Here is a 22950-nt window from a genome sequence, read left to right on the forward strand (position 1 = left end):
ATGCTCTTTTCGAACTACATTACCTTTTTAATTTATCGCACTGCGCATCTGTTTGGACCTGTTTCCATTTCCCGTTGTTCATCTTCTTCCGGATGCATATTACCCATGTTTGTTTCACGGATCTTTTCATAGCTATTTGGTTGAGGAGGAAGATTTTCCGTAACTGCTTTTCGGAATTCCTGCTCATCTTCAATATTTAACCCATGATTTTCTCTATATAAAGACTTTAGAGGATGAGACACCGATCCATCTTCATTCATCTCATCGATTGTCATAAAGTGTGCAGGCAAGACAATTAAATCATCCGCAAGCCCTTTATATCTCGTATACAGAGTTTTTCTCAAGTCCCCTACCCAGTCTTCTGCTTTACCAGCTAAATCCGGTCTGCCTATCGAATCAATAAACAGAATATCACCGGTTAATAAGTAGTGATCGTCGACGATAAATGAAGTGCTCCCAATCGTATGTCCAGGTGAGTATACAGCTTTAATGGTCGTTTCCCCCACATGAATGACCGTGTCACCACTTAATTCTTTATATTCGTATTGAACGTCCTCTGCATCTTTAGGAGGCAAATAATAAGGAGAATTGTATTCATTACTTAAAGACCGTCCGCCTGAGATATGATCTGCATGTAGATGCGAATCAAGTACTGCCTTCACCGATACTTTATGGTCTTGAATAAATTTCTTATAAGGCTCCAAAAGTCGGCTGGGGTCAACGAAAACTACTTCTCCATTTGAAACGATCGCATAGGATAAACAACCTTTCCCAATTCGGACAAATTGATAAAGTGAACCACCTGAAACATCACCGATCTTAACCGGCTCTAAATATTCACTCCAGGCCAGCATGCCCCCGTTTACGGAATAAATGTTGTCCATTCCTGCTTCTACCAGCATCTCTGCCGTTTTCTTAGAAGAATTTCCTTTTGCACATATTACGTAAAACGCTTCATCATGTGGTAAAGTGGATTGAACAGATCCCAGATCGTCCTTCAGTTCGGAATAAGGCTTGTTTATTATTTCTACGTTTTTCCCTTCTACCTTCCAATCATCGTAAGCATCCTTTGGACGAACGTCCAGAATAAACATTCTTTCTCCATTAAGTATCTTTTCCGTTAGTTGTTTTGACGTCAATTCTTTTACTTTTGACATATGATGAATTCCTCCCTCTTATTATTTTCATCCCATCGTAAATAAATTATCCTATTTTCCACTTTTTAAACCTATAGGGGTATTTAAGATAAATATTTATCAATCCGTAAATGAAAATGGAAGAAAGAATTTAATCTATTTTACCTTCCCATGCAAGCATTCCGCCGTTCATATTTGTTACATTGAATCCTTGATAGTCTAGAAACTTTACAGCTTGAATGCTTCTGCCACCGGATTGACAGACCACGATGTACTCTTTCTTCTTGTCTAATTCATTCATTCGAAATTCGAGAAGTCCTAATGGAAGGTGGATACTTGATGGGATTCTCCCGCTCCTCACCTCAGCTACTTCGCGGACATCAATAATATTTAATGTTTCTCCAGCTGTTAATCGTTCATTTACCTCTTTTGCTGATATTGAATTCATTCATCTTCCCCCTATTTCATTAAGGTCATATAACTTTCTAATTGGACCAGGCATTCATCCCGCCTTTTACATTAGTAACGCTTGTGAACCCTTGTTTTTCAAGGATATTACAGGCACTGGCACTTCTCATACCACTTTGACAGATCACAATGATTTCTTTGTCCTTGGATAATTTGTGAGCGTTTTGCTGTAAAGATTGTAAGGGCATATTCTTAAATTGTCTGATGTGATTTTGTTTGAATTCTCCAGGCGTTCGAACATCAATAAATTGCTTATCACTGTCACCAAATAACGGTTTTAATTCAGTCGTAGAAATTTGTTTGATGTTTTTTCCTGGTTTCTTCATCATCAGAAAAAGAAAAATGAGTATAGCTAAAATAATAACTCCAATAAATTCCAAAATTTCACCTCTTCTGTCTACACTTATCTGATTCTCAAAAGCATTTATTTTATACCTCTATAATATACCCCATTAGGTATTTAGTCAAGTCCTGTATCTCCAAAGAAAAACCGACTCTATCCTAAGAGTCGGTTTGATATTTTATAGATAATAATAGTAGCGTTTATGTGGGCCCTTAAATGGGGTATTTACAATCTGTCCTCCAAGGAAGCCTAATCCCAGACCAATTAAACCTGCACCGATTGGATTAATACCATACCCGTAGCCTCCTGCCGGCCCAAATGGTGGTGGACCGTAACCGGGCTGTGGAAATCCTTGTGGGGGAAACCCTTGTGGTCCCGATGTACTACCATAAGGTCCTTGATTATAATAACCTGGTCCTCCACCGAATCCCCCTCCTTGAAACTGGTTACTTTCCCATGGTACATAGCCTTGATACCCTCCTGGAGGATTGCCGTCATATCCAGTCCCAAGGTTTGGAAATCCGGATCCGGAATTAAATAGATTCATCAAATTCTTTCTGTATATGGTTCTCCTCTCATACATCTTCGTCACTCCTCTTTATTAGCCTATTAAGAAATGGGAAAAAGGGAAGGGCAAATGTCCATGTTCCGGGAAAAGTAGTGAGCGATGAACGGATTTCCACTCCCGAACCCTGCTGTAATTCATGCTAAAATGGAGAAAACTAATACGGTAAATGTTTCTTATATCATAAAAAATTCACTAATTTCGTCTATAATAAAACTTATGCCATTGAATGTGTAGAATGAATAGGAGTGGTTTACGTTGAAAAAATGGAATGTCCTGATTGTGGATGATGAGAAGGAGATGAGGCAGCTGATCAAACTGTATTTAAACAGGGATCAGTATTTCTGCTTAGATGCAGAGAACGGTCTCGCTGCTCTTGATCAACTGAAGAAAACACATGTGGATATCATGATTGCGGATATCATGATGCCATTCATGGATGGTTATCACTTACTAAAAGAGGTTCGGGAAACAAACGAGGTGCCCTTTATCTTCCTTTCGGCAAAGGGAGATGATTTAGACAAGGTGAAAGGACTCAGGCTTGGAAGTGACGACTATATGGTTAAACCTTTTAATGCTGAAGAACTTGTAGCACGAATCGAGACGATCCTGAGAAGATCCTACGGAACTCAATCTTCCCAACATTCGATGATTGAACGATATGGACCGGTATCATTTAATTTAGCATCAAGGACCATTTCAGTTGGTGAACTTTCACCTCGCTTAACCTTAAAAGAATATGAACTTTTCTTGTTCCTTGCCCGTAATCGAGGAAGAGTGTATAAGCGAGATCAGCTTCTCGATCAAGTATGGGGAAGTGATTATGAAGGTAGCGATCGTACAGTGGACACCCACATTAAAACATTAAGGCTGAAATTGAAGAACTATGGACATTTGATCGAAACCGTGTGGGGCCTTGGCTATAAGTTCGAGGGATCCGTTTGAAAAATACAAACCTGACTCTCAATAAAAAAGTCTCTCTGCTATTATTAAGCAGCTTATTTCTAACCATTGTCTTTTCTTTTCTTTTTATTCATTTTCTCTATAAGGATTTATATATTGGGACCGTTAAGGACTCACTGCTCTATCAAGGACAAAGGACAGCTGATCACTATCACTATGGTGACGTAAGCGGGAGTGTAAGGGATAAAATCCTTTGGTATAATGTGATCTCCCCTTACGAAGTGTCTGTTGTGGAAAAACTTGAAGACTTAACCAAAAGCTTCCCCTATCGTATTGACCAAAATCCTCTCATCAATAACGACGACAAAAGAGAATTGGCTAAAGGAAATCCGGTAATGAAAGAAGGATATGTAGCAGAATTTAAGCGGAATGTGATTGGAGCTATCTTCCCTCTTATGAACGAAGAAAGATTAATGGGGTATTTACTCATTTATATCCCCTTGGCTGAAATGACGGAAGTCTTTAGTAAAGGGATCCCTATATTGGTGCTCACAGGTGTCATGTTTTATTTTGTATTGTTCTTGATCATTCAATCTTCTTTAGGATCATTATTTAAACCTGTAAGGGAAATGCAACTATTCTCAAATAAAGTCGCTAAAGGTGATTTTTCTGGCAGGTTGAATGTCACCTCTAAAGATGAAATGGCGGAGCTTGCATTGACCTTTAATAGTATGGTCGATTCTCTGCAACATCAAGAAGAAAGAAAGCGTCAGTTCCTTTCGGATGTTGCTCATGAATTAAGGACTCCCCTAACCTATATTGGTGGATACGCAAAGGCATTGACTGACAAGGTACAAACGAATCCTGAAGAAATGGAAGAAAGCCTGCATCTTATTCAAAAGGAATCGATACGAATGCAAAAATTAATTACTGAGCTACTTGAATTGAATAAATTGGAGGATACATCTTTTTCTTTGGATATTGAGCCGATTGTACTCTCTCAGTTAATAATGGATTCATTAGCTCTTATACGTCCCCATGCTGAAAACAAAAAAATGGATGTCCAACATGATTTAAATGAAGGATCCATTATTAATGGGGATCCCAACCGGGTCATGCAAGTATTCTATAATATTCTTGATAATGCATTGAAATATTCTCCTGAAGAGAGTTGCATTTTCATTCAGTCCTACGAGGAAGATGGATTGGCTGTTGTACAGGTCGGGGATAACGGTATTGGCATTCCTGCAGGTTCCTTGTCCCGCATCGGAGAAAGGTTTTACCGCTCCGATTTGTCTAGAACAAGAAATACTGGAGGATACGGCCTCGGTTTATCAATCGCGAAAGAAATCATGTATAAACACGATGGTTCTTTATCTGTAGATAGTGAAGAAGGCAAAGGAACTACCGTCTATCTAAGATTTCCTTTAATAGAAATAAAAGACTGAGTCAATTGCAGACTCAGTCTTTTTGCTAATTAATACAAAATAGTCAATTACCCAAATAAATTTTTAATAGATTTAAAGAAATCAGCGATGGCATTTAACAAGCCCGTAAAGAAGTCAGACACTTTCTGCCCGAACCCTTCATCTTTGACAATTTCCTTAATCGTGGTTTGTATGTCATTCGTTAAGTCATCTAATTGTTGTTGAACGTTATCAAAGTTAATATCCAGTGACCTCATTTTTTCAAACAAATCGATTAATAACTGGCGATCCTCCGGGCTTAGCTCGATGTTCAGAGTTTGGAGCTTCTCTTCAACGATTTGTTCAACTTCTTCTTTTGTAGCAGGATCTTGTTCGGCTATTTCCTTCTTTATTTCGGTTAAGAGGTTGCTGACCTCTTCCTTATCAATCCCAGCTTCTTTGGCAAGTTCTGTTGCAACGGTCAATTCCTCGTTGGCAACTTCCATACGAACCGTATCAAGTTTCTCTCCACTAACATCATACGCTTTATATATCCCGACTAATGCAGAATGTCCACTTACCTTTACAGGGGATGCCACATCTACTACTGCGTTCTCTACCCCCGCTGTTAATAAAGCATTGGAATACATCGAATTCGTCACTTCCGTAATATTTTCCGGTGTCACAATATTAACCTTTAGACCTTCGCCTTTCTCTTTGCGAGTAATCATGGCGGAGGAAAACATGCGTGCATTCCGATTTTCACCATCAATATACTTCACAAGGTCTTCACCTGTTGCTGTAAACTCTTCTACTTGTGTTCCCTCATCAATCCCTAATTGCTCTTGAACTTCTTTTTTCTGTTTGCTTGAAAGTGTTTCTCCGTATACGGCGATAGGCAGCCCGAATTTTTCATTGATGCTTTCTTTATCATTATCTGCAGCAGATGCTGGCTGAATGAGGCCCACCATTAGTGATAATAGTAAGGCAATACTAATCAATTTCTTCATTAATCAATCTCCCTTTTCATGATGGATAGATAATAGAGCTATTCCACTCTTCCATTGTACTAGTCTCATTAAGTATGTTCATCCATCTAGAGTCTTATTTCTTCCTGTTGATTAGACGAACAATACCAGAGGAAAGTTACAATGACTTTTTGTCCACTACTATAACATCAACGAATCCACAACACAATAAAGCTTAGTTCTGTTCACTGTTAATCCTCTATATGGTAGAAGATACTAGGTGAATTAGAACTAAGCTCAAGATGATTTAGAGTATATCGAGCCAGATTTTTATCGCTGTAGCCAGGATTAAAACGGCTAGAATCATTTGAAGAATCTTTGTATTCATTCTCTTTCCTGCCATTGCGCCCAGTGGAGATGCAATTAAACTAGCTACGACCATGATCATAGCCGGTAAATATTCCACTTGACCAGTCGATATCTTTCCGACTGTTGATCCAATTGAAGAAATCAACGTGATGGCAAGGGATGAAGCGATCGTCATTCTTGTCGGAATTTTGAGGACCACCAGCATAATTGGTACTAATAGGAAAGCTCCTGCGGCTCCAACGATACCCGCTCCAATCCCGACGATCAAGGCAAGTATCGCCGCTAACCACTTGTTAAATGTAACGTCTTCGAGTTTTATATCATCAATGCCTTTTTTGGGAATGAACATCATGATAGCTGCAATTAATGCAAGAATTCCATACACAATATTAATTCCAGCCTCACTCATGAATTTTGAACCATACCCGCCAATGAAGCTACCGAATAAAATACTTACACCCATGTAAGTGATGAGGGTTTTATTTAAAAATCCTCCTTTTCGGTAAGCCCAGACCCCACCTAGTGTGGCAAAGAATACTTGAACTGCGCTAATACCTGAAACTTCGTGAGCAGTGAATGTTGCTACTCCAAGCAATGGCGGAATATAAAGGAGCATGGGGTATTTAATGATACTACCGCCGATCCCTACCATTCCTGATATATACGAGCCGACAAATCCGATTAGAAAGATTGTAATAATAAAGGCCAAATCCATCGTGTTGTTCCTCCTCTTCTAATAAAACGGGAACCTTTCTGGCAGGTTCCCATTTTGGTTATTTGTTTAGATTAGTACGATAGATTAACGAACTGCACAACGATTTGGTCCAATTTCCATCTCACGCTGCTTCTCTTCATCTGGAGTTACTTTACCCATGTTCGTCTCACGAATTCCTTGATACGCGTTTGGCTGAGGTGGAAGGTTTTCAGATACTAGCTTTCTGAATTCTTCCTCGCTCTCGATATTTAAACCATGGTTTTTTGCAAATAATGTTCCCAGCTTTTCACCTACAGATCCATCTTCATTTAATTCATCAATAATCATAAAGTGGGCCGGTAAGACGGTAAGCTCCATAGAAAGGTCTTTATACCGCTTGTAAAGACTTTCTCTAAGATCAGCTACCCAATCTTCTGCTTTCCCGGCAAGGTCAGGACGTCCAATGCTATCTACAAAAAGAATATCACCTGATAATAAATACTTTTCGTCAATGACAAATGACGTTGACCCGATTGTATGACCAGGTGAGTACAGAGCTGTAATATCAATGGTTGTATTTCCAATCACGACATTATTCCCGTCTTCAAGTGAAGCATATTCAAAGGTAACTTCTTCAGCATCTTTAGGCGGTAACCAATAGGTTGCATTTGTTGCTTCTGCAATGTTACGTCCACCAGAAATATGATCGGCATGCAAGTGAGTATCAAATACATTTGTAATCGTTGCGCCTTTTTCTTTTGCAAAGTCGATAAAGATATCAGTCATACGAGTAGCATCGACGATCGCTGCTTCACCATTGGACACCACCATATAAGATAGACAACCTTTACCTAAACGTACAAATTGATATAGTTCTCCACCATTTGTTAATTCACCCACTTTAACAGGTTCCAAATGTTCGCTCCAGGCTTTCATTCCACCTTCGAGGTAGGATACGTCCTTCCCTTCATCTGAAAGCATATCCGCTACCATAATAGAAGAACCTTCTTTCGCACACACGACTAGAATTTCTTTATCCTTTGGTAGTTGATCCATTATTACTTCTACACCATCTAAAAGATCGAAGTATGGGATGTTTAGATATTCAAATTTTTCACCTTCAATTTTCCAATCTACAAAGGCATCTTCATTACGGACATCCAAAATGAATAAATCTTCCTTTTTCATTACTTTTTGTGCTACTTCTTTTGAATTCATTGGTTTGACTGCCATTAATTTAACCTCCCTGTATTAGTGGTATCATCTTACTTCACGTTCGATTCAACGTCTCCAGCCCAATCGCTCATACCTGGAACTACATTGATTACATTAAGAAATCCTTTTTCAGCTAATAGTTGCGCCGCCATGTCGCTTCTGTTTCCTGTCCGGCATACTACATAAATATCCTTGTCTTTATTAAGTTCATCCACTCGGGTTTCCAATTCTCCAAGTGGCATTGAAATCGAGCCTGGAATATGTTTGAATGCATATTCGGCCTTTTCACGGACATCCAGTACGACGATATTTTCATCGCCTAGTTTAGTAGACAATGTTTCATTATCTGTTACTGACTCATGTTTACGCTCTACCGTCTCTTCCCCACTTGATTTGCGGACAAAATGCTTCAGAACATCTCCTTCTTCAATGGTTCCGAGATAATCGTGCCCGGAACTTTTTGCCCACGCTTGAAGATCAGCCTTCGATCCTTTGTCTGTTGCCTGAACTTCAATCACTTGGCCAGCTTCCAGGTTATTCATGGCCTTCTTTGTTTTTACGATCGGCATTGGACAAGCTAATCCCTTTGCATCCAATACGAAGTTTGATTCAATCGTGTTCATATATAAAACCTCCAATTACCTCATAGGGTATATTCCGTTGCAAAAAAAATTAGATGAATAGGTTCACATTACCATTTTCAGCATCCGCTAAATACGCAGCTACTCCAGCATACTCAATTTCTTCTAATAATTCGTCTTTGTGTAAACCTAATAAATCCATTGTCATGGTACATGCAACCAGTTTAATATCCTGTTCTCTTGCCATCTCGATTAAATCAGTCAAAGGCATTGCATTATGCTTCTTCATGACACCTTTGATCATTTTAGGACCCATACCCATGAAATTCATGTTTGATAACCCCAGTTTATCTGCGCCACGAGGCATCATGCCCCCAAACATTTTCTCCATAAATCCTTTTTTCACAGGAACCATTTCTTCTTTTCTTAAAGCATTCAGTCCCCAGAATGTATGGAAAATGGTTACGTCATGATCATAAGCCGCAGCTCCGTTCGCAATGATATATGCAGCCATCGCTTTATCATAATCTCCACTAAATAGAATAATATTGGTTGTTTTTCTTTCTGACATTGTATCTCCTCCTATTTACTATAAGGGGTATTGATCCCCTTAAAAAAATTTATCCTTTTTTGATCCAGAATGTAAATACATCATTTTCTTCACTTGATTCGAGCAATTCATGCCCAGTAGATTTAGCCCAGGCTGTCAGGTCACTTTTAGCACCTTTATCCGTTGTTTGCACCTCTAAAATTTGACCAGCTTCAATTTCTTTTATTGCCTTTCGAGTTTTCACAATCGGCATCGGGCAGGCTAATCCTTTTGCATCTAGTACTTTATCTGCTTTCATTTATAATTCCTCCTATGAATGATTGTTTTTCAAAATACCTATATGGGTATATTAATTGATAAAAAAATAGATGTCAACTTCTTTTTTATCGACTCTTAACTAATAAATTCACTGCTTCTTTTACAAGGTCTTCTGTATTTTCACCACTCTCTTGTGAATCCCTTACACATTCAACAAGGTTCATACTGACAATTAAGCCTACGGAACGGTCAAGAGCTGTTTTTGCTGCGGAGAGTTGTGTAATAACGTCTTTACAATCTTCCCCTTGCTCCATCATTCTTACGATTCCACGGAGCTGCCCTTCAACACGTTTAATTCGATTCTTAACTTGTGAATTGTATTCCATAAAGACACCTCCTGTTGGCTCGTTGTTTCCTGCTACAATTAAAATAATATACCCCAATAGGTATAATGTCAAGAGATATTTCACCCTTTTCTTGAAATCAGCAAAATAAAAAAATGAGTACAATTCCCTTCATTGTACTCATTCTTTCATTATATTAAATAGAAGGCCATTTGCCTTTTGGCCATGTATTCCAATCGGTTCTGAATGAAGGCAACGGGCTCTTCCAGATAAATCGGCACAATCTGATCCCATTCAGGAACGTATTGTTTAATATTGAATTCCATGGCATAGCATGTATTTGCTGTTAGAGGGAGGTCGCCCTTTATAGGGATGTCTCTTTGTTGATCATATAATCCCAATAAGGACCCTGCTTCATGGCAGTGGTTTCCTACGGGGTGAGAATAAAGCATCGCCTCTATCTCTTCATCTCTTGCCTTTTTCATTACTCGATGAAATACTTCATTGCCGTTTCTCCCCACTTTCATTTCTTCTGTAATGATATCTTCAAACCTCAAGGCTGTTTGTAACGCGGACTGAAGTCCTTCAGGAGCTTCTTCCTCACCTGGATAGAGAACGTATGCGAGTTGCTGGGTGTCTGTCGCTAAACCGAGATAACGAATCCCAAAATCCAAATGTACAATATCTCCACATCGAATGATTTCCCCTTCTAATCGTTCCATCGCTGCCCCTTTTCTTTGTAAATCCACCGTGGGGTAAAATGACGTTTCCATTCCTAAATCCAAGACGCATTGCCTTAACCAATCGACTACATCTTCTGTCGTTGTGATACCAGGATGGATCACCGCTCCGGATAAAGCTTCTGCCGCTATTTGCCTCGCAAGTTCCGCTATTGAAGGATAGGCTGTAAGTTCCTTGGATGACCTTATAGACAGCCAATCAACAATGATGTGTTGGGCAGACACAAATTTATGTGAGTACTCATCAAGTAATATGTTTAAATGCTGGTAAAACGAATGACTTAAACCATCACTTACAGCAAACGTCGGGGAATAATTCAACGCAATTGTATCAGGGCAGTGAACTTCTACAAGACGCTTAAGGCACTCCCATTGATCACAATCTTCCGGTTTCCAGACACGTTCATAAAATGGCTCAAAGTTCGGATTAGGATGCAGTACCCACCTTTTCAGTTGTTGATCTCCGTCAAGATAAAACACTAGAATCGTCAATCTCCCGGAACCGTCTATTGATGCCGGATAAAGACTTTTCAGAACAGGATCTTCATTATACTCTCTCCCAGCAATAATCCACATATCAAGATTATGCTTTTTCATTAAGGAAGGTAAAAGGGTATTAAGTCGATGAAATAGCCATCGGTTCCGTGTTTCTTCTCTTTTCTTCAACGGAAGAATTCCCGGTAAATGTTTCATATCTCCACTCATGGGTATCACTCCCTTGTTTCATGAATTGATTTCATTACATTTTCGACAAATAATGATTTTTTCCTCCTGAAAAATAAAAATGACCATTGGATAAAATACCCCCAATGGTCAGCAGCTCCTATGTATTCTCTTTTGCTAAATGGTTCTTTCACCACTAATTACTTCTTTCTGTAGATAGTCTACAAACTCTTCAAGATGACGGGGTGAACAGATATCTTCTTCTAATAGAGGAATTCGATATAAGGTCTGGTTTGTAAACTTCTCTCTCATCAGCTTTAGGTATAATTTTTCCTGGTCCTTTCTTTTTTGCAGGAATTCTCCATCTGCCTGAATCGGGAGGATCTTATTTATGATCAGTCCCCCAATATTCAATCCGTGTTTAGACATCAATTCAATGGCTTTTTCTGTCTCCAGTATCGGGAGCCTTTCAGGAACGAGTACAAAGATAAATCCTGTTCTTTTTTGATCCAGTAGAATCCCCCGTACTTTTGAAAACTTTTCACGACGCTTTTGCAGGACATCATAAATGGGGTCCTCTACCGGCTCGCCATCATTTAATAGCTGTGAATAGTTCTTGTTTGTTTTCTTCCGCCTATCTAGCATCCCGTCCATCCATACTCCCATGAGTTCAGGAAGGGATAAAAGTCGGATCGTGTGGCCTGTGGGCGCTGTGTCAAAAATGATCTTATCGAACTCATCTCCCTCCTCGAGAATGATGGAAACCATCCTGTCAAATAATGCAGCTTCTTCTGCCCCGGGTGCCGAAGCTGCCATATCGATTTGACGGTGAACCTCATTGACCATCTTCGATTTAACCATTCCCTTTAAATTTCGTTTCACTCCGTTAATGTAATCATGTGTTTCAACCTCAGGGTTAATTTCTATACCCCATAGATTTTTGAGTAGAGGAGTTTTATCCCCCTTGATTTCCTGGTGAAAAATATCTCCCAGGTTGTGGGCGGGGTCTGTGGAGATGATTAGCGTCTTTTCTCCCATATTCGCAAACATTACGGCTAATGCAGAGGCAGACGTTGATTTCCCTACTCCTCCTTTACCGCCTACAAATAGAATCGTCTGGTGTTGTAATTCATTCATGTATGAATCCCCCCTCCCTATACTTCAACAACATCTGATTCCATCCAAGGGCGAGTGCTCCATTCCCATTCTCAAATGCCAATCGTGAAATTTCTCTATTATATATGGATAAAGTTCCAATGTGTAATAATAAACGGGATTCGGCAGGCCAAGCATATCTGAATAGAGCAATAATAAGAATAAATCATCCTCATCTCTCAATTCCCTGGCGATTTCCGTTTTGTGAGGGAGGGAAATGATTTCATCGTATAGCTGTATGATTCTTTTAAACTTTTCTTTCATAGACGAATCCATTCGTGTTCCCCTCCTTATTGTTGTGTCTGTAATGTGACTTGTTAATTGCGATAAACTTGTTCCTCCTTCAAAAAGAAGTAGAAAGAGGGGGCAAAGGACCCGAGTCCCCCTTATCTATCTCATGACTAAGCAGAGAACTGTGAAGGATCATCTCCCTTTTTGGATAGGGAAGATGCCGCAGTTATTAAAATCCATAAAGTGAAAATGAGAATGATACTACCAAAGATAAAGAGCAGCATATTCCCTTCTGATTCTCCTACACCTGACCATTCAAACACGACTTGGTTAATCATCGCCCATAAGGTCATGAACATAAGGAATACCATTGGAATCAAGGTAGCGATATAATTCCTTCCTTGACGCTTAAGCCAGATGGTAATCAGAAGTAAACTGATTCCAGCAAGCAATTGATTCGATGTACCAAAAAGCGGCCATAGAAGGTACCCACCCGACCCGAATCCTTTAGGGCCTTGAGGTAATAAAGTTAAAGCTGCACTTGAAACAACGGCAATCGTCGTTGCAACATGAGCATTTGTTAAAGGATTTACGTTGTACTCTTCTCCCAACTCCGCGATGATATAGCGCATCAGTCGAACAGAGGAGTCCAATGTTGTTGCAGCGAAGCTCACAATGATCACTGAAACAATCGTAGCTGCGATATCAGCAGGAATTCCCACACCTGTTGCAAGTTGTCCGGCTCCTTGGATGAAGACACCAAGCCCAGCACCGCTTGCTGCAGCAAAACCGCTGTAAGTAGCTTGGAATTCTTCCACGTTCGGGAAAAATGTGATACATGCAATGATCGCTATCAATGCAAGTGCCCCTTCACCTACAGCTCCTAAATACCCTACAAAGCGTGCATCCGTTTCTTTATCCAACTGTTTTGATGATGTGCCTGATGAAACCAATCCGTGAAATCCGGAAATGGCACCGCAGGCGATTGTGATAAATAGTAACGGGAACCAGGAAACATCTGCAGCTCCGTTTGTCATTGGTGCGGTAATTTCAGGATTTGTAAACAAGAGTCCAAGATATAGCAACCCTAACCCAACGATTAATTGATGGGAGTTGATATAATCACGTGGCTGTAATAGCTTCCAAACAGGTAGAGTTGAAGCTATGTATACATAAATCATCAGAATGATGATCCACACCAGGAAAGCCATACTTGTTGAACTTAAGCCAAACAATGATGTGGCCTCTTGTCCACCAAAATAACGAACTAAATCAATTTGCAAAAAATCAACACGGCTTGCAATGACAGCTGATGCATACATGACTGCCAATGCAACGATTGAAGGCAACAACATGCTGCCATTACGCTTATAAACCGAATACCCAATCCAAACTGCTAATGGAATCTGAATGAACACCGAGACGACACTAGCAGGGAAAGTAATGAACAGATTTGCAATAACCCAGGCAAATACTGCGTTCACCATCAACACAAGAATTAAAATAATAAATAGAAAAAGTACTTTTGCTCTTTTCCCTATTAACTTATTGGCTAATGAACCGACGGATTGTCCTTTGTTTCGAACTGAAAGAACCAAAGTTCCAAAATCATGCACCCCGGCTGCAAATACTGTTCCTAATATGACCCAAAGAAATGCTGGAAGCCATCCCCAGTAAACGGCGATTGCAGGTCCTACAATCGGAGCCGCCCCTGCTACAGAAGTAAAATGGTGACCCCACAGAACAAACTTATTCGTTGGGACGAAATCGACACCATCTTTGTATTGGTGTGCAGGCGTGACATAATTCGGATCCAGACGGTACACCCTCTCAGCAATAAGCTTGGAATAATATTTATACCCTAATAAAAAGACAAGCCCCCCTATTACAGCTAACCATATTCCACCCATCAAATTCCTCCTTCTTTTTTTAATTTGTACACATTTAAATATCTGAATTTTTAGAATGTATACGCTTACTACATTTTACATTGGGTTTTTATGGTTTTCAATGAGAACATTTACTCTTATTGGTCTTATAAACCAAATAAAAAGACAGATTCAATAATAGAATCTGCCTTAGAGTTAGACGACGTATATGCTATCTTCGTCTGTCGGATCTACCGCTTGGGGTATGTCTACTGTGGTTCTTAAAATGGTTTTGTTAGCATCCGTTGTTTTGGGATGATCCGTAGATGTAGGAAATGTGAAAGAAATCCTCTTTTCTTCACCCGCACCAATTGTACCGATCTTATCAAGGATAATCGTGTCTAAATCTTTTTCATGATAAGAAAAGTCACTATCCTTTTTATCCTCCTCATATTTTTCAAGAAGCAATAAACGAATTTCATTAATAGGCTGATCGGCCATACCACCGATCAAAATGACTTCACCTTCGATTGAATCTCCAGGAGAAATTTTCGTTTTGTGCACGATTGTATCTACTTTAACATGCCCTATCCCAATACTTGACAAAAACTGTTTAAACATATTTCAGCCACCTTTCCATGTCTAATTGTCTTTAACCTATCATGTACCCCTCTTATCCATCTATTCCTACATATTCTGCGGATTTTCCGCAAACAATATGAGAGAAACATTGGAAAGGAGTGAATAAAATGAAAAAACTGGTTGTATCTATCTTAGCTGTATTCTTGATTAGCTTGAGTGTCGGTACATTTGCAGCAGCAGAAGGTGAACCACAAACGCCTAAGGTAAACCTTACTGAAGAACAAAAAGCCGAGCTTGCCAAATTGCATGAACAGATGTATTCAACAAAAAAAGAACTTGTGAACAAATATGTAGAATATGGCGTCTTCTCAAAAGAACAGGGAGATAACGTACTTAAAATGATGGAAGCTAAGTATCAAAAACTGAAAGATAATGACTACATGATGAGATGGCATCCACATTCACACCATGGAAAAAAACTAGATCAAAAAGAGTAAGCGGAAGGGCTTTTTTGGCCCTTCCCTACTAAAATGATCAGAATATCCCCTCCAGTAATTAAGAAAGATTCCTCAATATTTCAGACACCTTGTTTATTTCTTCCATTGTAACATCATAATGAGTGGTAAAACGTACAAGAGTAGGACCAAAGGTCACTGCCTGAATCCCCTTTTCTTTTAACTCATCAATGAATTGGTCTGCTGTTTCTCCTCTTCCCTTTACATCTGCAACGACAATATTCGTATCAACTTGATTGATTACTTCAATACCCTTACAGGCTTGAAGGGTTTCTTTAAGTACGATTGCTTTCTCATGATCTTCCACTAATCGTTCTCTCATAGTTGTTAATGCAACCAATCCTGGGGCAGCAACCAGACCTACCTGTCTTAACCCCCCGCCTAATCGCTTTCTCCACTTTCGGGCACGATTAATGAATGTATGATCACCTGCGATGATAGACCCTATAGGGGCACCCAAACCTTTGGATAGGCATATTTGCACAGTATCACAATGATCAGTGAACTCCCTGATATCTCTTCCACTAGCATATACTGCATTAAAGAGCCGCGCTCCATCGATGTGCACTGGAATTAAATGTTTTTTCCCTAGAGTATAGATCGCTTTCATATTCTCTGGAGACACAATTGCTCCACCTGCACGATTATGTGTATTCTCCAAACAAATGAGCCCTGTTTCTGGAAAATGCTGATCTTCAGTACGTATAGCCGCTTCTACTTCAATCGGATCCATCTCTCCATTTATCCCTTGGATCGTACGTGTTTGAACACCTGCCAATGCGGCAACCGCTCCTGATTCATAGTAGAAAATATGAGAATTCGCTTCTAATAGAATTTCATTCCCTGGACGTGTGTGTGTTAATACAGCAACTTGGTTACCTTGAGTACCACTTGTTACAAATAGGGCTGCTTCTTTACCGAGTAAAGTGGCAGCTTCTCTTTCAAGCTTTATGACTGTAGGATCTTCTCCATACACATCATCCCCTACTTCAGCCTCGAACGCAGCCCTTCGCATTTCTTCTGTTGGTTTTGTTACTGTATCACTTCTTAAATCGATCAAAATGAAATACCTCCTCTTAAACCTTAAACTACTTTCATTATAACAAAAGTAGGTGGTTGACGAATCAACCTTGAGATGAATAAAAGACCATACAAAATACCCAGAAAAAAATATAATTATAGGAATATTCAAAACATTTACCTTTTTTATATGTTACTATTTTAATAATCAATTACCTGAACGAAATGAGTAAATAAAACCAGTTAGAGGAGAAGGTCATATGACAATCGGTTCTAAAATCCGCTTTCACAGACTAAAACGAAATTTAACACAAGAAGATTTATCAAAAGGGATTATTTCCGTATCATACCTTTCCAAACTGGAAAACAATCAAGTTACTCCGTCAAATGACATAATTAATTTACTCTGTGACCGATTAGGTGTAAATAATCTTCTTGATACGACTGACCATTTGAACAAACTACTTGAGAAATGGAATCATGCTCTACTGTGGAATAAAACAGAGGACGCCAAGTCTATCAATGAGGTCGTTAAGAAGGACCTTGATCAGACGGATGATCTCATTCCACATTTATTCTATAAGATCCTTTGCTTTCGTGTTCAACTAATTAAAGGGAACCTTCAGAACGCGTTGGATAACATGAAACAGATTCAATCCAACTATAAAGAACTGACCGATGCACTGAAATTCTATTATCACAAATACAAAGGTAACTATTATTATTTGATTAAAGAGTACGATAAAGCCATCGGAGAACTGAAAGAAGCTGAAACCTGCTATGTAATTGGAAATGTGATCAATGAAGAAGAAAGAGCAGATTTATATTATTTATTCAGCCTGGTCCTGACCCGTTTAAGTAGGTACCGATTAGCAATATTCTACGGGGAGAAGTCACTCTCTATTTTCCAGGGGGTCTATTTCCAGAAAAGATGCGCTGAGGTGCATTTGATTTTAGGAATTTGCTATCGGCGTATACGTTATAGCGAAGAAGCGATAAAGCATTATGAGTGGGCCAATTTCATTTCTCAATCCATAGACTATACGTCGTTAAATTCCAAGGTAGAGCAAAACCTGGGATATTTAAAATCATTTATGAACAAGAGCGATGAAGCCATTCAGCATTATTTGCGAAGTATTGAATTGAAAGGATCGGACGAAGAAGGAAAGCTGTACTCTATTCTCTCTCTGGTCAAGGAATATTATAAAAAGAACCAATTTTCCGAGGTGCGTTTCTGGTTACCTAAAGGGTTACACCTTTGCTCAAAAGAAAAGTTCCCCGATAAATTTTATCAATTATCTTATTATCAGTTTGCATTAAATGATTTTCCACAAGGTTTTGAGGCGTTTATGAAGGAATATGCACTCCCCTTCTTTAAAAAAAGCGGATCCCATCTATTATATGCTGAGTATTCTAAATTCCTTGGCCAATATTACCAAGGGGTTAGAAAATATAAATATGCAGCATTTCATCTAAATGAAGCTAATCTCATTTATGAAGAAATGTTAACTGTATAGGAGGTGAAATGATGAAAAAGGTGAAAAAATTATTACTAATCACAAGCCTGACTGCTATGGCACTCTCTGGTGTTGTCGTAATCAACTCCAATGAAGAAGAGTTCCCACCATACTCAGGAAAATTATAAACACAAAGCAATCAGGACTGGCCTATTTTGGACCAGTCCTTTTCAATTGTTCAGCTTATTAGGCAACCCACCCGGGAATAAAGAAGTTCTACATACTTTACGTATACTCCTATCAATCAATTGATTGGAAATTGTAATTATTCAATGAAATTTTCTGAATAAAGAGATATAGTTAGTATTGAATACATATTTTAGGGGGATTTTAGATGAATACATCATTTGAAAGTAATTTAGAAAGATACGCAGATTTAATCGTACAGGTAGGACTAAACGTGCAAAAGAATCAAGAACTTCTGATTTCTGCACCTATTACTGCGTATAAATTTGTTCGACTTGTTACTAAGAAGGCATATGAAGCCGGTGCATTAAATGTACTAACCGACTTCTACGATGAAGAGTTAAAGAAAATCCGCTTAGACAGTTCTTCTGAGGAAGGATTGAAAGCGTTTCCTGATTGGAAGGCAAAGGGATTTATTGAAATGGCGGAAAATAATGTCGCGCTACTAAATTTAGCGGCACCAAACCCTTCACTATTAAGAGATTCAGATCCAAAAAGGGTTGCCATTTTGAACAGAGCTTCCGCTGAAGCAATGAAAGATTTTTCTGCTTATATCGGCGGCGGAAAAATCAGCTGGTTAATAGCGGCATTCCCTACAATCGAATGGGCTCAAACTGTCTTCCCTGAACTCTCTCAGGACGAAGCAATCGATAAACTATGGGAAAACATCTTTTATACAACCCGGACGGATCAGGAGAACACGGTAGCTCTATGGGAATCTCATATTAGTAATCTGAATAAGAACGCCGACCGTTTAAATGAAAGCAAATACAAAAAGCTTCATTATAAAGGACCTGGAACAGATCTTTCCATCGAATTTCACCCACAAACAAAATGGATCAGTGCCCAGTTTACAAATGATCAAGGAATTCCCTTTGTTCCGAACCTACCAACGGAAGAAGTGTTTACAATCCCAGTCAAACAGGGTGTAAATGGGACTGTCACGAGTACGAAACCACTTAACTATAGCGGTACGTTAATCAGGAACTTTTCACTAACATTTAAAGACGGTAAAGTGGTAGAATTTACAGCTGAGGAAGGATATGAAACCCTGAAAAATCTGCTCGAAACAGATGAAGGTGCCTCCTATTTAGGAGAAGTGGCATTGGTTCCTCACAACTCCCCCATTTCTAATACAAACATTATCTTTAACAACACACTTTTTGATGAAAATGCTTCTTGTCATATAGCGCTGGGTAGAGCATTATCAGTGTGTGTGGAGGAAGGCAAAAATATGACGGCGGAACAATTACAGAAAGTAGGTTTTAACGAAAGCATGATTCATGTAGATTTCATGATAGGATCAGCTGAGTTAGACATTGACGGCGAAAAGGAAGACGGAACGATTGAACCTATCTTCAAAGCTGGTGATTGGGTTTAATATTTGATTTAGAAGGAAGAATAATGGTGCAGGCTTAAATAATTTATTTAAGCCTTTTTTTATTGAGGTTTTCGTTCATGGATTGTTTTCTCTCAATCACGCTTTTGGAGAAAAGGGTTACTATTATAAAACCTCGCCACATAATTGGTAAAAGTTACATATAATATGACAAACAAATTTCTTTTTTAACATATTCAATACTTCACGAATCCTTTACAATAGAAGTATACCTTTTTTAAAGGAGCGATTTCCTTGTCGATCAATCACAAACATTCGTTTTTATGGAGTGGCATCATTATCTCTTTCTTCACTTTATATATAATATTTCGCACTACAAATGTACAATCCAGTGAAAAACCCTTAACCGTTGAAGAGAAATATCCCACTGTCTTTGTCCACGGGTACAAAGGTACATATAATTCTTTCAGAACGATGCTGGAACGTTTTGAAAACCAGCATGGCTGGGGTCAAAAAAAATTGGAGATTTATGTGTCAGAGAATGGCAGTGTGGTGTATAAAGGATCTCTTTCCACAAATCCCACTTCACCTCCACTCGTTCAAGTCATTTTTGAAGATAATCGGGCATCATTGGAGAAACAGGCGATTTGGTTAGAAAATGCCATGAAGCTCTTACATCATCAGTTTGACGTTTCAAATGTAAATATTGTTGGCCACTCCATGGGCGGCCTTGCGTCAACAAAATATATTCTAAATACCAGGGATAGCTCGTTTGTCCCCCGGACTCATAAATTCATTACGATTGCCACCCCTTTCCTTGGTGTTACGAAGGATTCCTATGATCAAATCAATACAGGCGCAGCTGTTATAGACTTAAAACCTGAATCACGTGCATTGAAGAAATTATTTCTCAATCGCCATTTAATCCCTTCCGATATAAACGTATTATCCATAGCAGGATCGGGTGATGATGTGGTGAATGTTCAAAGTGCTATAGGCAGTCAATCACTTTTTGAAAAAAACCAATATCAATCCAGGATCGTGTATGATCCATCCATTTCTCATAGCGGACTACATGAAACGATAAAAGTAGACCGGCTTGTAGGAGATCACTTATGGGGTAAATGATCTGCTTCCCTATTCAGATAGTTTTATATCTGAATAGGGAAGTTTTTTAATGTACAGTTGCGTAAACTTCCTTTACGTTCTATACTACACAAGACTAAACCTCAAGGTTAGGATGAGTAGAATGACAAAAGAAAGAATCATTAAAGCAAACCCTAAATACATACAACAATTCCAAAAAGGATTCCCCCTTCTTAATAAAGAAAATGTGACAACATCAATTGAGAATATTCAAGAAGGAGAAGTTCTCAAACTTGTAGACAATAACAATGGCTTTATCGCCAAAGGCTATTCGGGAATACAGAACAAAGGAATCGGATGGCTTCTGAGTTGGAAAGAACAAGAAGCAATTGACAAAGACTTTATCTTTAAAAAGCTTCAAGCTGCCATCAATCAACGTCTTCACTTCTTTTATAGTGAAGATACGACCGCGTTTCGAGTGTTTAATGGTGAAGGAGACGGATTTGGAGGAATCACCATAGACTACTTTGATGGATACTACCTCGTTCAATGGTATTCAAAAGGAGCCTATGCCTTTAAGGAAGAAGTTATGCAAGGGTTAAGAGAATTAACGGATTACAAAGGCATTTATCAGAAAAAGCGATTTGCACAGGAAGGAAAATATGTGGAAGAAGATGATTTCGTTGAAGGAACCCGCCCTTCATTCCCTCTTCTCGTCAAGGAAAATGGCGTTCAATTTGCCATCTATTTAAATGACGGCGCAATGGTAGGGGTTTTCCTTGACCAACGTGAAGTGCGTAAACGAATTCGTGACTCATACTCTGAAGGAAAACGAGTATTGAATACGTTTTCTTACACAGGTGCTTTTTCTGTGTTCGCTGCACTCGGTGGTGCCCTGGAAACAACCAGCGTTGATCTCGCTAATCGCAGTTTAAGTAAGACTATTGAACAATTCAGTATTAATGGGATCGATTACGAAGCACAAAACATCATTGTAGAAGATGTCTTTAAATACTTTAAATATGCCGTAAAAAAAGAACTCTCCTTTGATCTTGTGATTCTCGATCCGCCAAGCTTTGCCCGTTCAAAGAAACATACATTCAGTGCAGCTAAGGATTATAAAGATTTGTTAAAAGAAGCGATTACCATTACTGAAAAAAAGGGTACCATTGTGGCATCCACTAATTGCAGCACCTTCAATATGAAGAAATTCAAAAGCTTTATTGAAACAGCCTTTAAAGAAACCAATGAAAAATATAAAATACTCGAAGAATACACACTGCCGGAAGACTTTAAAACCCTCAGTCAATACAAACAAAGTGATTACCTTAAAGTCGCCTTTATTCAAAAACTATAATGGATAGGGACGGACCTTTAAAGGTCCGTCCCTCCTCCTGTCTTTATATAGAGAAAAGGTGGTAAAATTTCAATTAATGCGTTTAGGTTTATTGTTTCTATAGATGACAGAATAATCTGTCATTATTTCCTCGGAAACCGCATAATGCGACATATCGCTTGAACTTATTGGAGAAAAAGATCGAATAAGGAGGTCTACTGATGAAAAAAGCTGTTTTTCTTGATCGTGATGGAGTAATTAATGAGGTGAAAACAGAAAGAGTGACATTTGTTAATCGACCCGATCAATTTTATTTCCTGGAGGGAGTCCTTGAAGCTATTAAATTATTGACTGATTCCGATTTTCAAGTTTTCGTCGTTACCAACCAGGGTGGAGTTGGGTTAGGATATCTATCTCATGAACAACTTCAATCCATTCACGATCATATGTTAAGGGAAATTGAAAAGGCCGGGGGGTTCATTCAAGAGGTATCCTGTTGTACTCACAAGCCTCACGAAGGTTGTGGGTGCAGAAAACCTGAAGCAGGGATGCTCTTGGACCTGGCAAAAAAGCATGATATTGATATTGGCCAATCGTATATGGTAGGTGATCGCGAGGTAGATATTGAAGCTGGTCGCAAAGCGGGATGCACTACTGTCTTACTTTCAGACAGCCCCTCTCATCTATATAACGCCGATCACATGTTTACTAACTTAATGGATGCTGCTGAGTTTATCCTCACTAATAAATAAGTCTCAAAGGTGCCCCAAACGGGACACCTTTTTTTATCCCATATTTGATTATTAAGTGCTTTCGTGAAGCATTGAATACTTCCATTCAAACTTACATCGGGACATCCGGAAGATCCCGTTTTATCGTTTTCAAAATAGGGAATTCTATGGTAAAGTACTA

At 39.0% G+C, this 22950-nt stretch carries 25 protein-coding genes; 8 read left to right on the forward strand and 17 right to left on the reverse strand.

Annotated elements, in window-relative coordinates:
• Positions 1 to 32: 32 nt before the first annotated feature.
• The 4 genes from RSX31_RS05130 to RSX31_RS05145 form a co-directional block, all read right to left on the reverse strand.
• Positions 33 to 1157: an MBL fold metallo-hydrolase gene (locus RSX31_RS05130; RefSeq protein WP_315633679.1), complete on the reverse strand. Its 1125-nt coding sequence runs from the start codon at positions 1155 to 1157 to the stop codon at positions 33 to 35.
• A 130-nt stretch (positions 1158 to 1287) separates the two neighbouring features.
• Positions 1288 to 1584 (reverse strand): rhodanese-like domain-containing protein, encoded by a 297-nt coding sequence (locus tag RSX31_RS05135; RefSeq protein WP_148993977.1) that lies wholly within the window; start codon positions 1582 to 1584, stop codon positions 1288 to 1290.
• Positions 1585 to 1621: 37 nt separating this feature from the next.
• Positions 1622 to 1984 (reverse strand): rhodanese-like domain-containing protein, encoded by a 363-nt coding sequence (locus RSX31_RS05140; protein WP_262371724.1) that lies wholly within the window; start codon positions 1982 to 1984, stop codon positions 1622 to 1624.
• Positions 1985 to 2125: 141 nt separating this feature from the next.
• Entirely contained in the window at positions 2126 to 2530 is a 405-nt protein-coding gene (locus tag RSX31_RS05145) for a hypothetical protein (RefSeq protein WP_315633682.1), read from the reverse strand.
• A 240-nt stretch (positions 2531 to 2770) separates the two neighbouring features.
• On the opposite strand from RSX31_RS05145, the gene RSX31_RS05150 reads away from it, so the two are divergent.
• Together RSX31_RS05150 and RSX31_RS05155 are read left to right on the forward strand one after the other, a co-directional pair.
• A complete protein-coding gene (locus RSX31_RS05150; RefSeq protein WP_148993979.1) occupies positions 2771 to 3457 on the forward strand; it encodes a response regulator transcription factor in 687 nt (228 codons plus the stop codon).
• Positions 3454 to 4863, forward strand: coding sequence for a sensor histidine kinase (locus tag RSX31_RS05155; protein WP_148993980.1), 1410 nt, complete (start codon positions 3454 to 3456; stop codon positions 4861 to 4863). Before RSX31_RS05150 ends, RSX31_RS05155 begins: the two co-directional genes overlap by 4 nt.
• A 47-nt stretch (positions 4864 to 4910) precedes the next feature.
• Here the strand turns inward: RSX31_RS05155 and RSX31_RS05160 are convergent, their stop codons facing one another.
• The 12 genes from RSX31_RS05160 to RSX31_RS05215 form a co-directional block, all read right to left on the reverse strand.
• Positions 4911 to 5831, reverse strand: a complete 921-nt coding sequence (locus tag RSX31_RS05160; RefSeq protein ID WP_148993981.1) for a DUF1002 domain-containing protein — start codon at positions 5829 to 5831, stop codon at positions 4911 to 4913.
• A 265-nt stretch (positions 5832 to 6096) separates the two neighbouring features.
• Positions 6097 to 6873 carry a sulfite exporter TauE/SafE family protein gene (locus RSX31_RS05165; RefSeq protein ID WP_148993982.1) on the reverse strand — a complete coding sequence of 259 codons (777 nt, stop codon included), beginning with the start codon at positions 6871 to 6873 and terminating at the stop codon, positions 6097 to 6099.
• Positions 6874 to 6957: 84 nt separating this feature from the next.
• Positions 6958 to 8085 carry an MBL fold metallo-hydrolase gene (locus RSX31_RS05170; RefSeq protein WP_315633687.1) on the reverse strand — a complete coding sequence of 376 codons (1128 nt, stop codon included), beginning with the start codon at positions 8083 to 8085 and terminating at the stop codon, positions 6958 to 6960.
• A 32-nt stretch (positions 8086 to 8117) separates the two neighbouring features.
• Entirely contained in the window at positions 8118 to 8690 is a 573-nt protein-coding gene (locus RSX31_RS05175) for a sulfurtransferase TusA family protein (protein ID WP_315633689.1), read from the reverse strand.
• A gap of 49 nt (positions 8691 to 8739) precedes the next feature.
• Positions 8740 to 9219 carry a DsrE/DsrF/DrsH-like family protein gene (locus RSX31_RS05180; protein WP_148993985.1) on the reverse strand — a complete coding sequence of 160 codons (480 nt, stop codon included), beginning with the start codon at positions 9217 to 9219 and terminating at the stop codon, positions 8740 to 8742.
• A gap of 49 nt (positions 9220 to 9268) precedes the next feature.
• Positions 9269 to 9496 (reverse strand): sulfurtransferase TusA family protein, encoded by a 228-nt coding sequence (locus RSX31_RS05185; RefSeq protein WP_315633691.1) that lies wholly within the window; start codon positions 9494 to 9496, stop codon positions 9269 to 9271.
• An 85-nt stretch (positions 9497 to 9581) separates the two neighbouring features.
• The gene (locus tag RSX31_RS05190) at positions 9582 to 9842 is read right to left on the reverse strand and encodes a metal-sensitive transcriptional regulator (RefSeq protein ID WP_315633693.1); all 261 of its coding nucleotides are present in this window, start codon (positions 9840 to 9842) and stop codon (positions 9582 to 9584) included.
• 149 nt (positions 9843 to 9991) lie between these two features.
• Complete coding sequence (locus tag RSX31_RS05195; protein ID WP_148993988.1) at positions 9992 to 11245, reverse strand: M24 family metallopeptidase; 1254 nt, start codon at positions 11243 to 11245, stop codon at positions 9992 to 9994.
• Between the two features lie 135 nt (positions 11246 to 11380).
• Entirely contained in the window at positions 11381 to 12340 is a 960-nt protein-coding gene (locus RSX31_RS05200) for an ArsA family ATPase (protein ID WP_148993989.1), read from the reverse strand.
• Positions 12341 to 12364: 24 nt separating this feature from the next.
• A complete protein-coding gene (locus RSX31_RS05205) occupies positions 12365 to 12622 on the reverse strand; it encodes a cory-CC-star protein (RefSeq protein WP_148994297.1) in 258 nt (85 codons plus the stop codon).
• Positions 12623 to 12759: 137 nt separating this feature from the next.
• Positions 12760 to 14499, reverse strand: a complete 1740-nt coding sequence (locus tag RSX31_RS05210) for a carbon starvation CstA family protein (protein ID WP_148993990.1) — start codon at positions 14497 to 14499, stop codon at positions 12760 to 12762.
• Between the two features lie 174 nt (positions 14500 to 14673).
• Positions 14674 to 15078: a sporulation protein gene (locus RSX31_RS05215; protein ID WP_148993991.1), complete on the reverse strand. Its 405-nt coding sequence runs from the start codon at positions 15076 to 15078 to the stop codon at positions 14674 to 14676.
• A 128-nt stretch (positions 15079 to 15206) separates the two neighbouring features.
• Here RSX31_RS05215 and RSX31_RS05220 point away from each other — a divergent pair, with 128 nt between their 5' ends.
• Positions 15207 to 15536, forward strand: a complete 330-nt coding sequence (locus RSX31_RS05220) for a YckD family protein (RefSeq protein ID WP_148968871.1) — start codon at positions 15207 to 15209, stop codon at positions 15534 to 15536.
• A gap of 58 nt (positions 15537 to 15594) precedes the next feature.
• Here the strand turns inward: RSX31_RS05220 and RSX31_RS05225 are convergent, their stop codons facing one another.
• On the reverse strand, positions 15595 to 16614 hold the full coding sequence (locus RSX31_RS05225) for a threonine aldolase family protein (RefSeq protein WP_315633697.1): 1020 nt from the start codon (positions 16612 to 16614) through the stop codon (positions 15595 to 15597).
• A 220-nt stretch (positions 16615 to 16834) separates the two neighbouring features.
• Between RSX31_RS05225 and RSX31_RS05230 the strand changes: the two genes are divergently transcribed.
• The 5 genes from RSX31_RS05230 to RSX31_RS05250 all read left to right on the forward strand — a co-directional run bounded on the left by RSX31_RS05230 (position 16835) and on the right by RSX31_RS05250 (position 22790).
• The gene (locus tag RSX31_RS05230) at positions 16835 to 18091 is read left to right on the forward strand and encodes a helix-turn-helix transcriptional regulator (RefSeq protein WP_148993993.1); all 1257 of its coding nucleotides are present in this window, start codon (positions 16835 to 16837) and stop codon (positions 18089 to 18091) included.
• A gap of 334 nt (positions 18092 to 18425) precedes the next feature.
• On the forward strand, positions 18426 to 19658 hold the full coding sequence (locus tag RSX31_RS05235; protein WP_148993994.1) for an aminopeptidase: 1233 nt from the start codon (positions 18426 to 18428) through the stop codon (positions 19656 to 19658).
• 252 nt (positions 19659 to 19910) lie between these two features.
• Positions 19911 to 20744 carry an alpha/beta hydrolase gene (locus RSX31_RS05240; RefSeq protein ID WP_187443508.1) on the forward strand — a complete coding sequence of 278 codons (834 nt, stop codon included), beginning with the start codon at positions 19911 to 19913 and terminating at the stop codon, positions 20742 to 20744.
• A 121-nt stretch (positions 20745 to 20865) separates the two neighbouring features.
• Positions 20866 to 22059 (forward strand): class I SAM-dependent rRNA methyltransferase, encoded by a 1194-nt coding sequence (locus RSX31_RS05245; protein WP_148993996.1) that lies wholly within the window; start codon positions 20866 to 20868, stop codon positions 22057 to 22059.
• A 200-nt stretch (positions 22060 to 22259) separates the two neighbouring features.
• On the forward strand, positions 22260 to 22790 hold the full coding sequence (locus RSX31_RS05250; protein WP_148993997.1) for a D-glycero-alpha-D-manno-heptose-1,7-bisphosphate 7-phosphatase: 531 nt from the start codon (positions 22260 to 22262) through the stop codon (positions 22788 to 22790).
• The last annotated feature ends 160 nt before the right edge of the window (positions 22791 to 22950 follow it).

Source organism: Rossellomorea yichunensis (genome assembly GCF_032337515.1).
Lineage (GTDB): Bacteria > Bacillota > Bacilli > Bacillales > Bacillaceae_B > Rossellomorea > Rossellomorea yichunensis.

What these genes read in the sequence shown, in the direction of transcription:
- RSX31_RS05130 (WP_315633679.1), bottom strand. Translation starts at nt 1,157, where the DNA reads ATGTCAAAAGTAAAAGAATTGACGTCAAAACAACTAACGGAAAAGATA.
- RSX31_RS05135 (WP_148993977.1), bottom strand. Translation starts at nt 1,584, where the DNA reads ATGAATTCAATATCAGCAAAAGAGGTAAATGAACGATTAACAGCTGGA.
- RSX31_RS05145 (WP_315633682.1), bottom strand. Translation starts at nt 2,530, where the DNA reads ATGTATGAGAGGAGAACCATATACAGAAAGAATTTGATGAATCTATTT.
- RSX31_RS05160 (WP_148993981.1), bottom strand. Translation starts at nt 5,831, where the DNA reads ATGAAGAAATTGATTAGTATTGCCTTACTATTATCACTAATGGTGGGC.
- RSX31_RS05165 (WP_148993982.1), bottom strand. Translation starts at nt 6,873, where the DNA reads ATGGATTTGGCCTTTATTATTACAATCTTTCTAATCGGATTTGTCGGC.
- RSX31_RS05170 (WP_315633687.1), bottom strand. Translation starts at nt 8,085, where the DNA reads ATGGCAGTCAAACCAATGAATTCAAAAGAAGTAGCACAAAAAGTAATG.
- RSX31_RS05175 (WP_315633689.1), bottom strand. Translation starts at nt 8,690, where the DNA reads ATGAACACGATTGAATCAAACTTCGTATTGGATGCAAAGGGATTAGCT.
- RSX31_RS05180 (WP_148993985.1), bottom strand. Translation starts at nt 9,219, where the DNA reads ATGTCAGAAAGAAAAACAACCAATATTATTCTATTTAGTGGAGATTAT.
- RSX31_RS05185 (WP_315633691.1), bottom strand. Translation starts at nt 9,496, where the DNA reads ATGAAAGCAGATAAAGTACTAGATGCAAAAGGATTAGCCTGCCCGATG.
- RSX31_RS05190 (WP_315633693.1), bottom strand. Translation starts at nt 9,842, where the DNA reads ATGGAATACAATTCACAAGTTAAGAATCGAATTAAACGTGTTGAAGGG.
- RSX31_RS05195 (WP_148993988.1), bottom strand. Translation starts at nt 11,245, where the DNA reads ATGAGTGGAGATATGAAACATTTACCGGGAATTCTTCCGTTGAAGAAA.
- RSX31_RS05200 (WP_148993989.1), bottom strand. Translation starts at nt 12,340, where the DNA reads ATGAATGAATTACAACACCAGACGATTCTATTTGTAGGCGGTAAAGGA.
- RSX31_RS05205 (WP_148994297.1), bottom strand. Translation starts at nt 12,622, where the DNA reads ATGAAAGAAAAGTTTAAAAGAATCATACAGCTATACGATGAAATCATT.
- RSX31_RS05210 (WP_148993990.1), bottom strand. Translation starts at nt 14,499, where the DNA reads ATGGGTGGAATATGGTTAGCTGTAATAGGGGGGCTTGTCTTTTTATTA.
- RSX31_RS05215 (WP_148993991.1), bottom strand. Translation starts at nt 15,078, where the DNA reads ATGTTTAAACAGTTTTTGTCAAGTATTGGGATAGGGCATGTTAAAGTA.
- RSX31_RS05220 (WP_148968871.1), top strand. Translation starts at nt 15,207, where the DNA reads ATGAAAAAACTGGTTGTATCTATCTTAGCTGTATTCTTGATTAGCTTG.
- RSX31_RS05230 (WP_148993993.1), top strand. Translation starts at nt 16,835, where the DNA reads ATGACAATCGGTTCTAAAATCCGCTTTCACAGACTAAAACGAAATTTA.
- RSX31_RS05235 (WP_148993994.1), top strand. Translation starts at nt 18,426, where the DNA reads ATGAATACATCATTTGAAAGTAATTTAGAAAGATACGCAGATTTAATC.
- RSX31_RS05245 (WP_148993996.1), top strand. Translation starts at nt 20,866, where the DNA reads ATGACAAAAGAAAGAATCATTAAAGCAAACCCTAAATACATACAACAA.
- RSX31_RS05250 (WP_148993997.1), top strand. Translation starts at nt 22,260, where the DNA reads ATGAAAAAAGCTGTTTTTCTTGATCGTGATGGAGTAATTAATGAGGTG.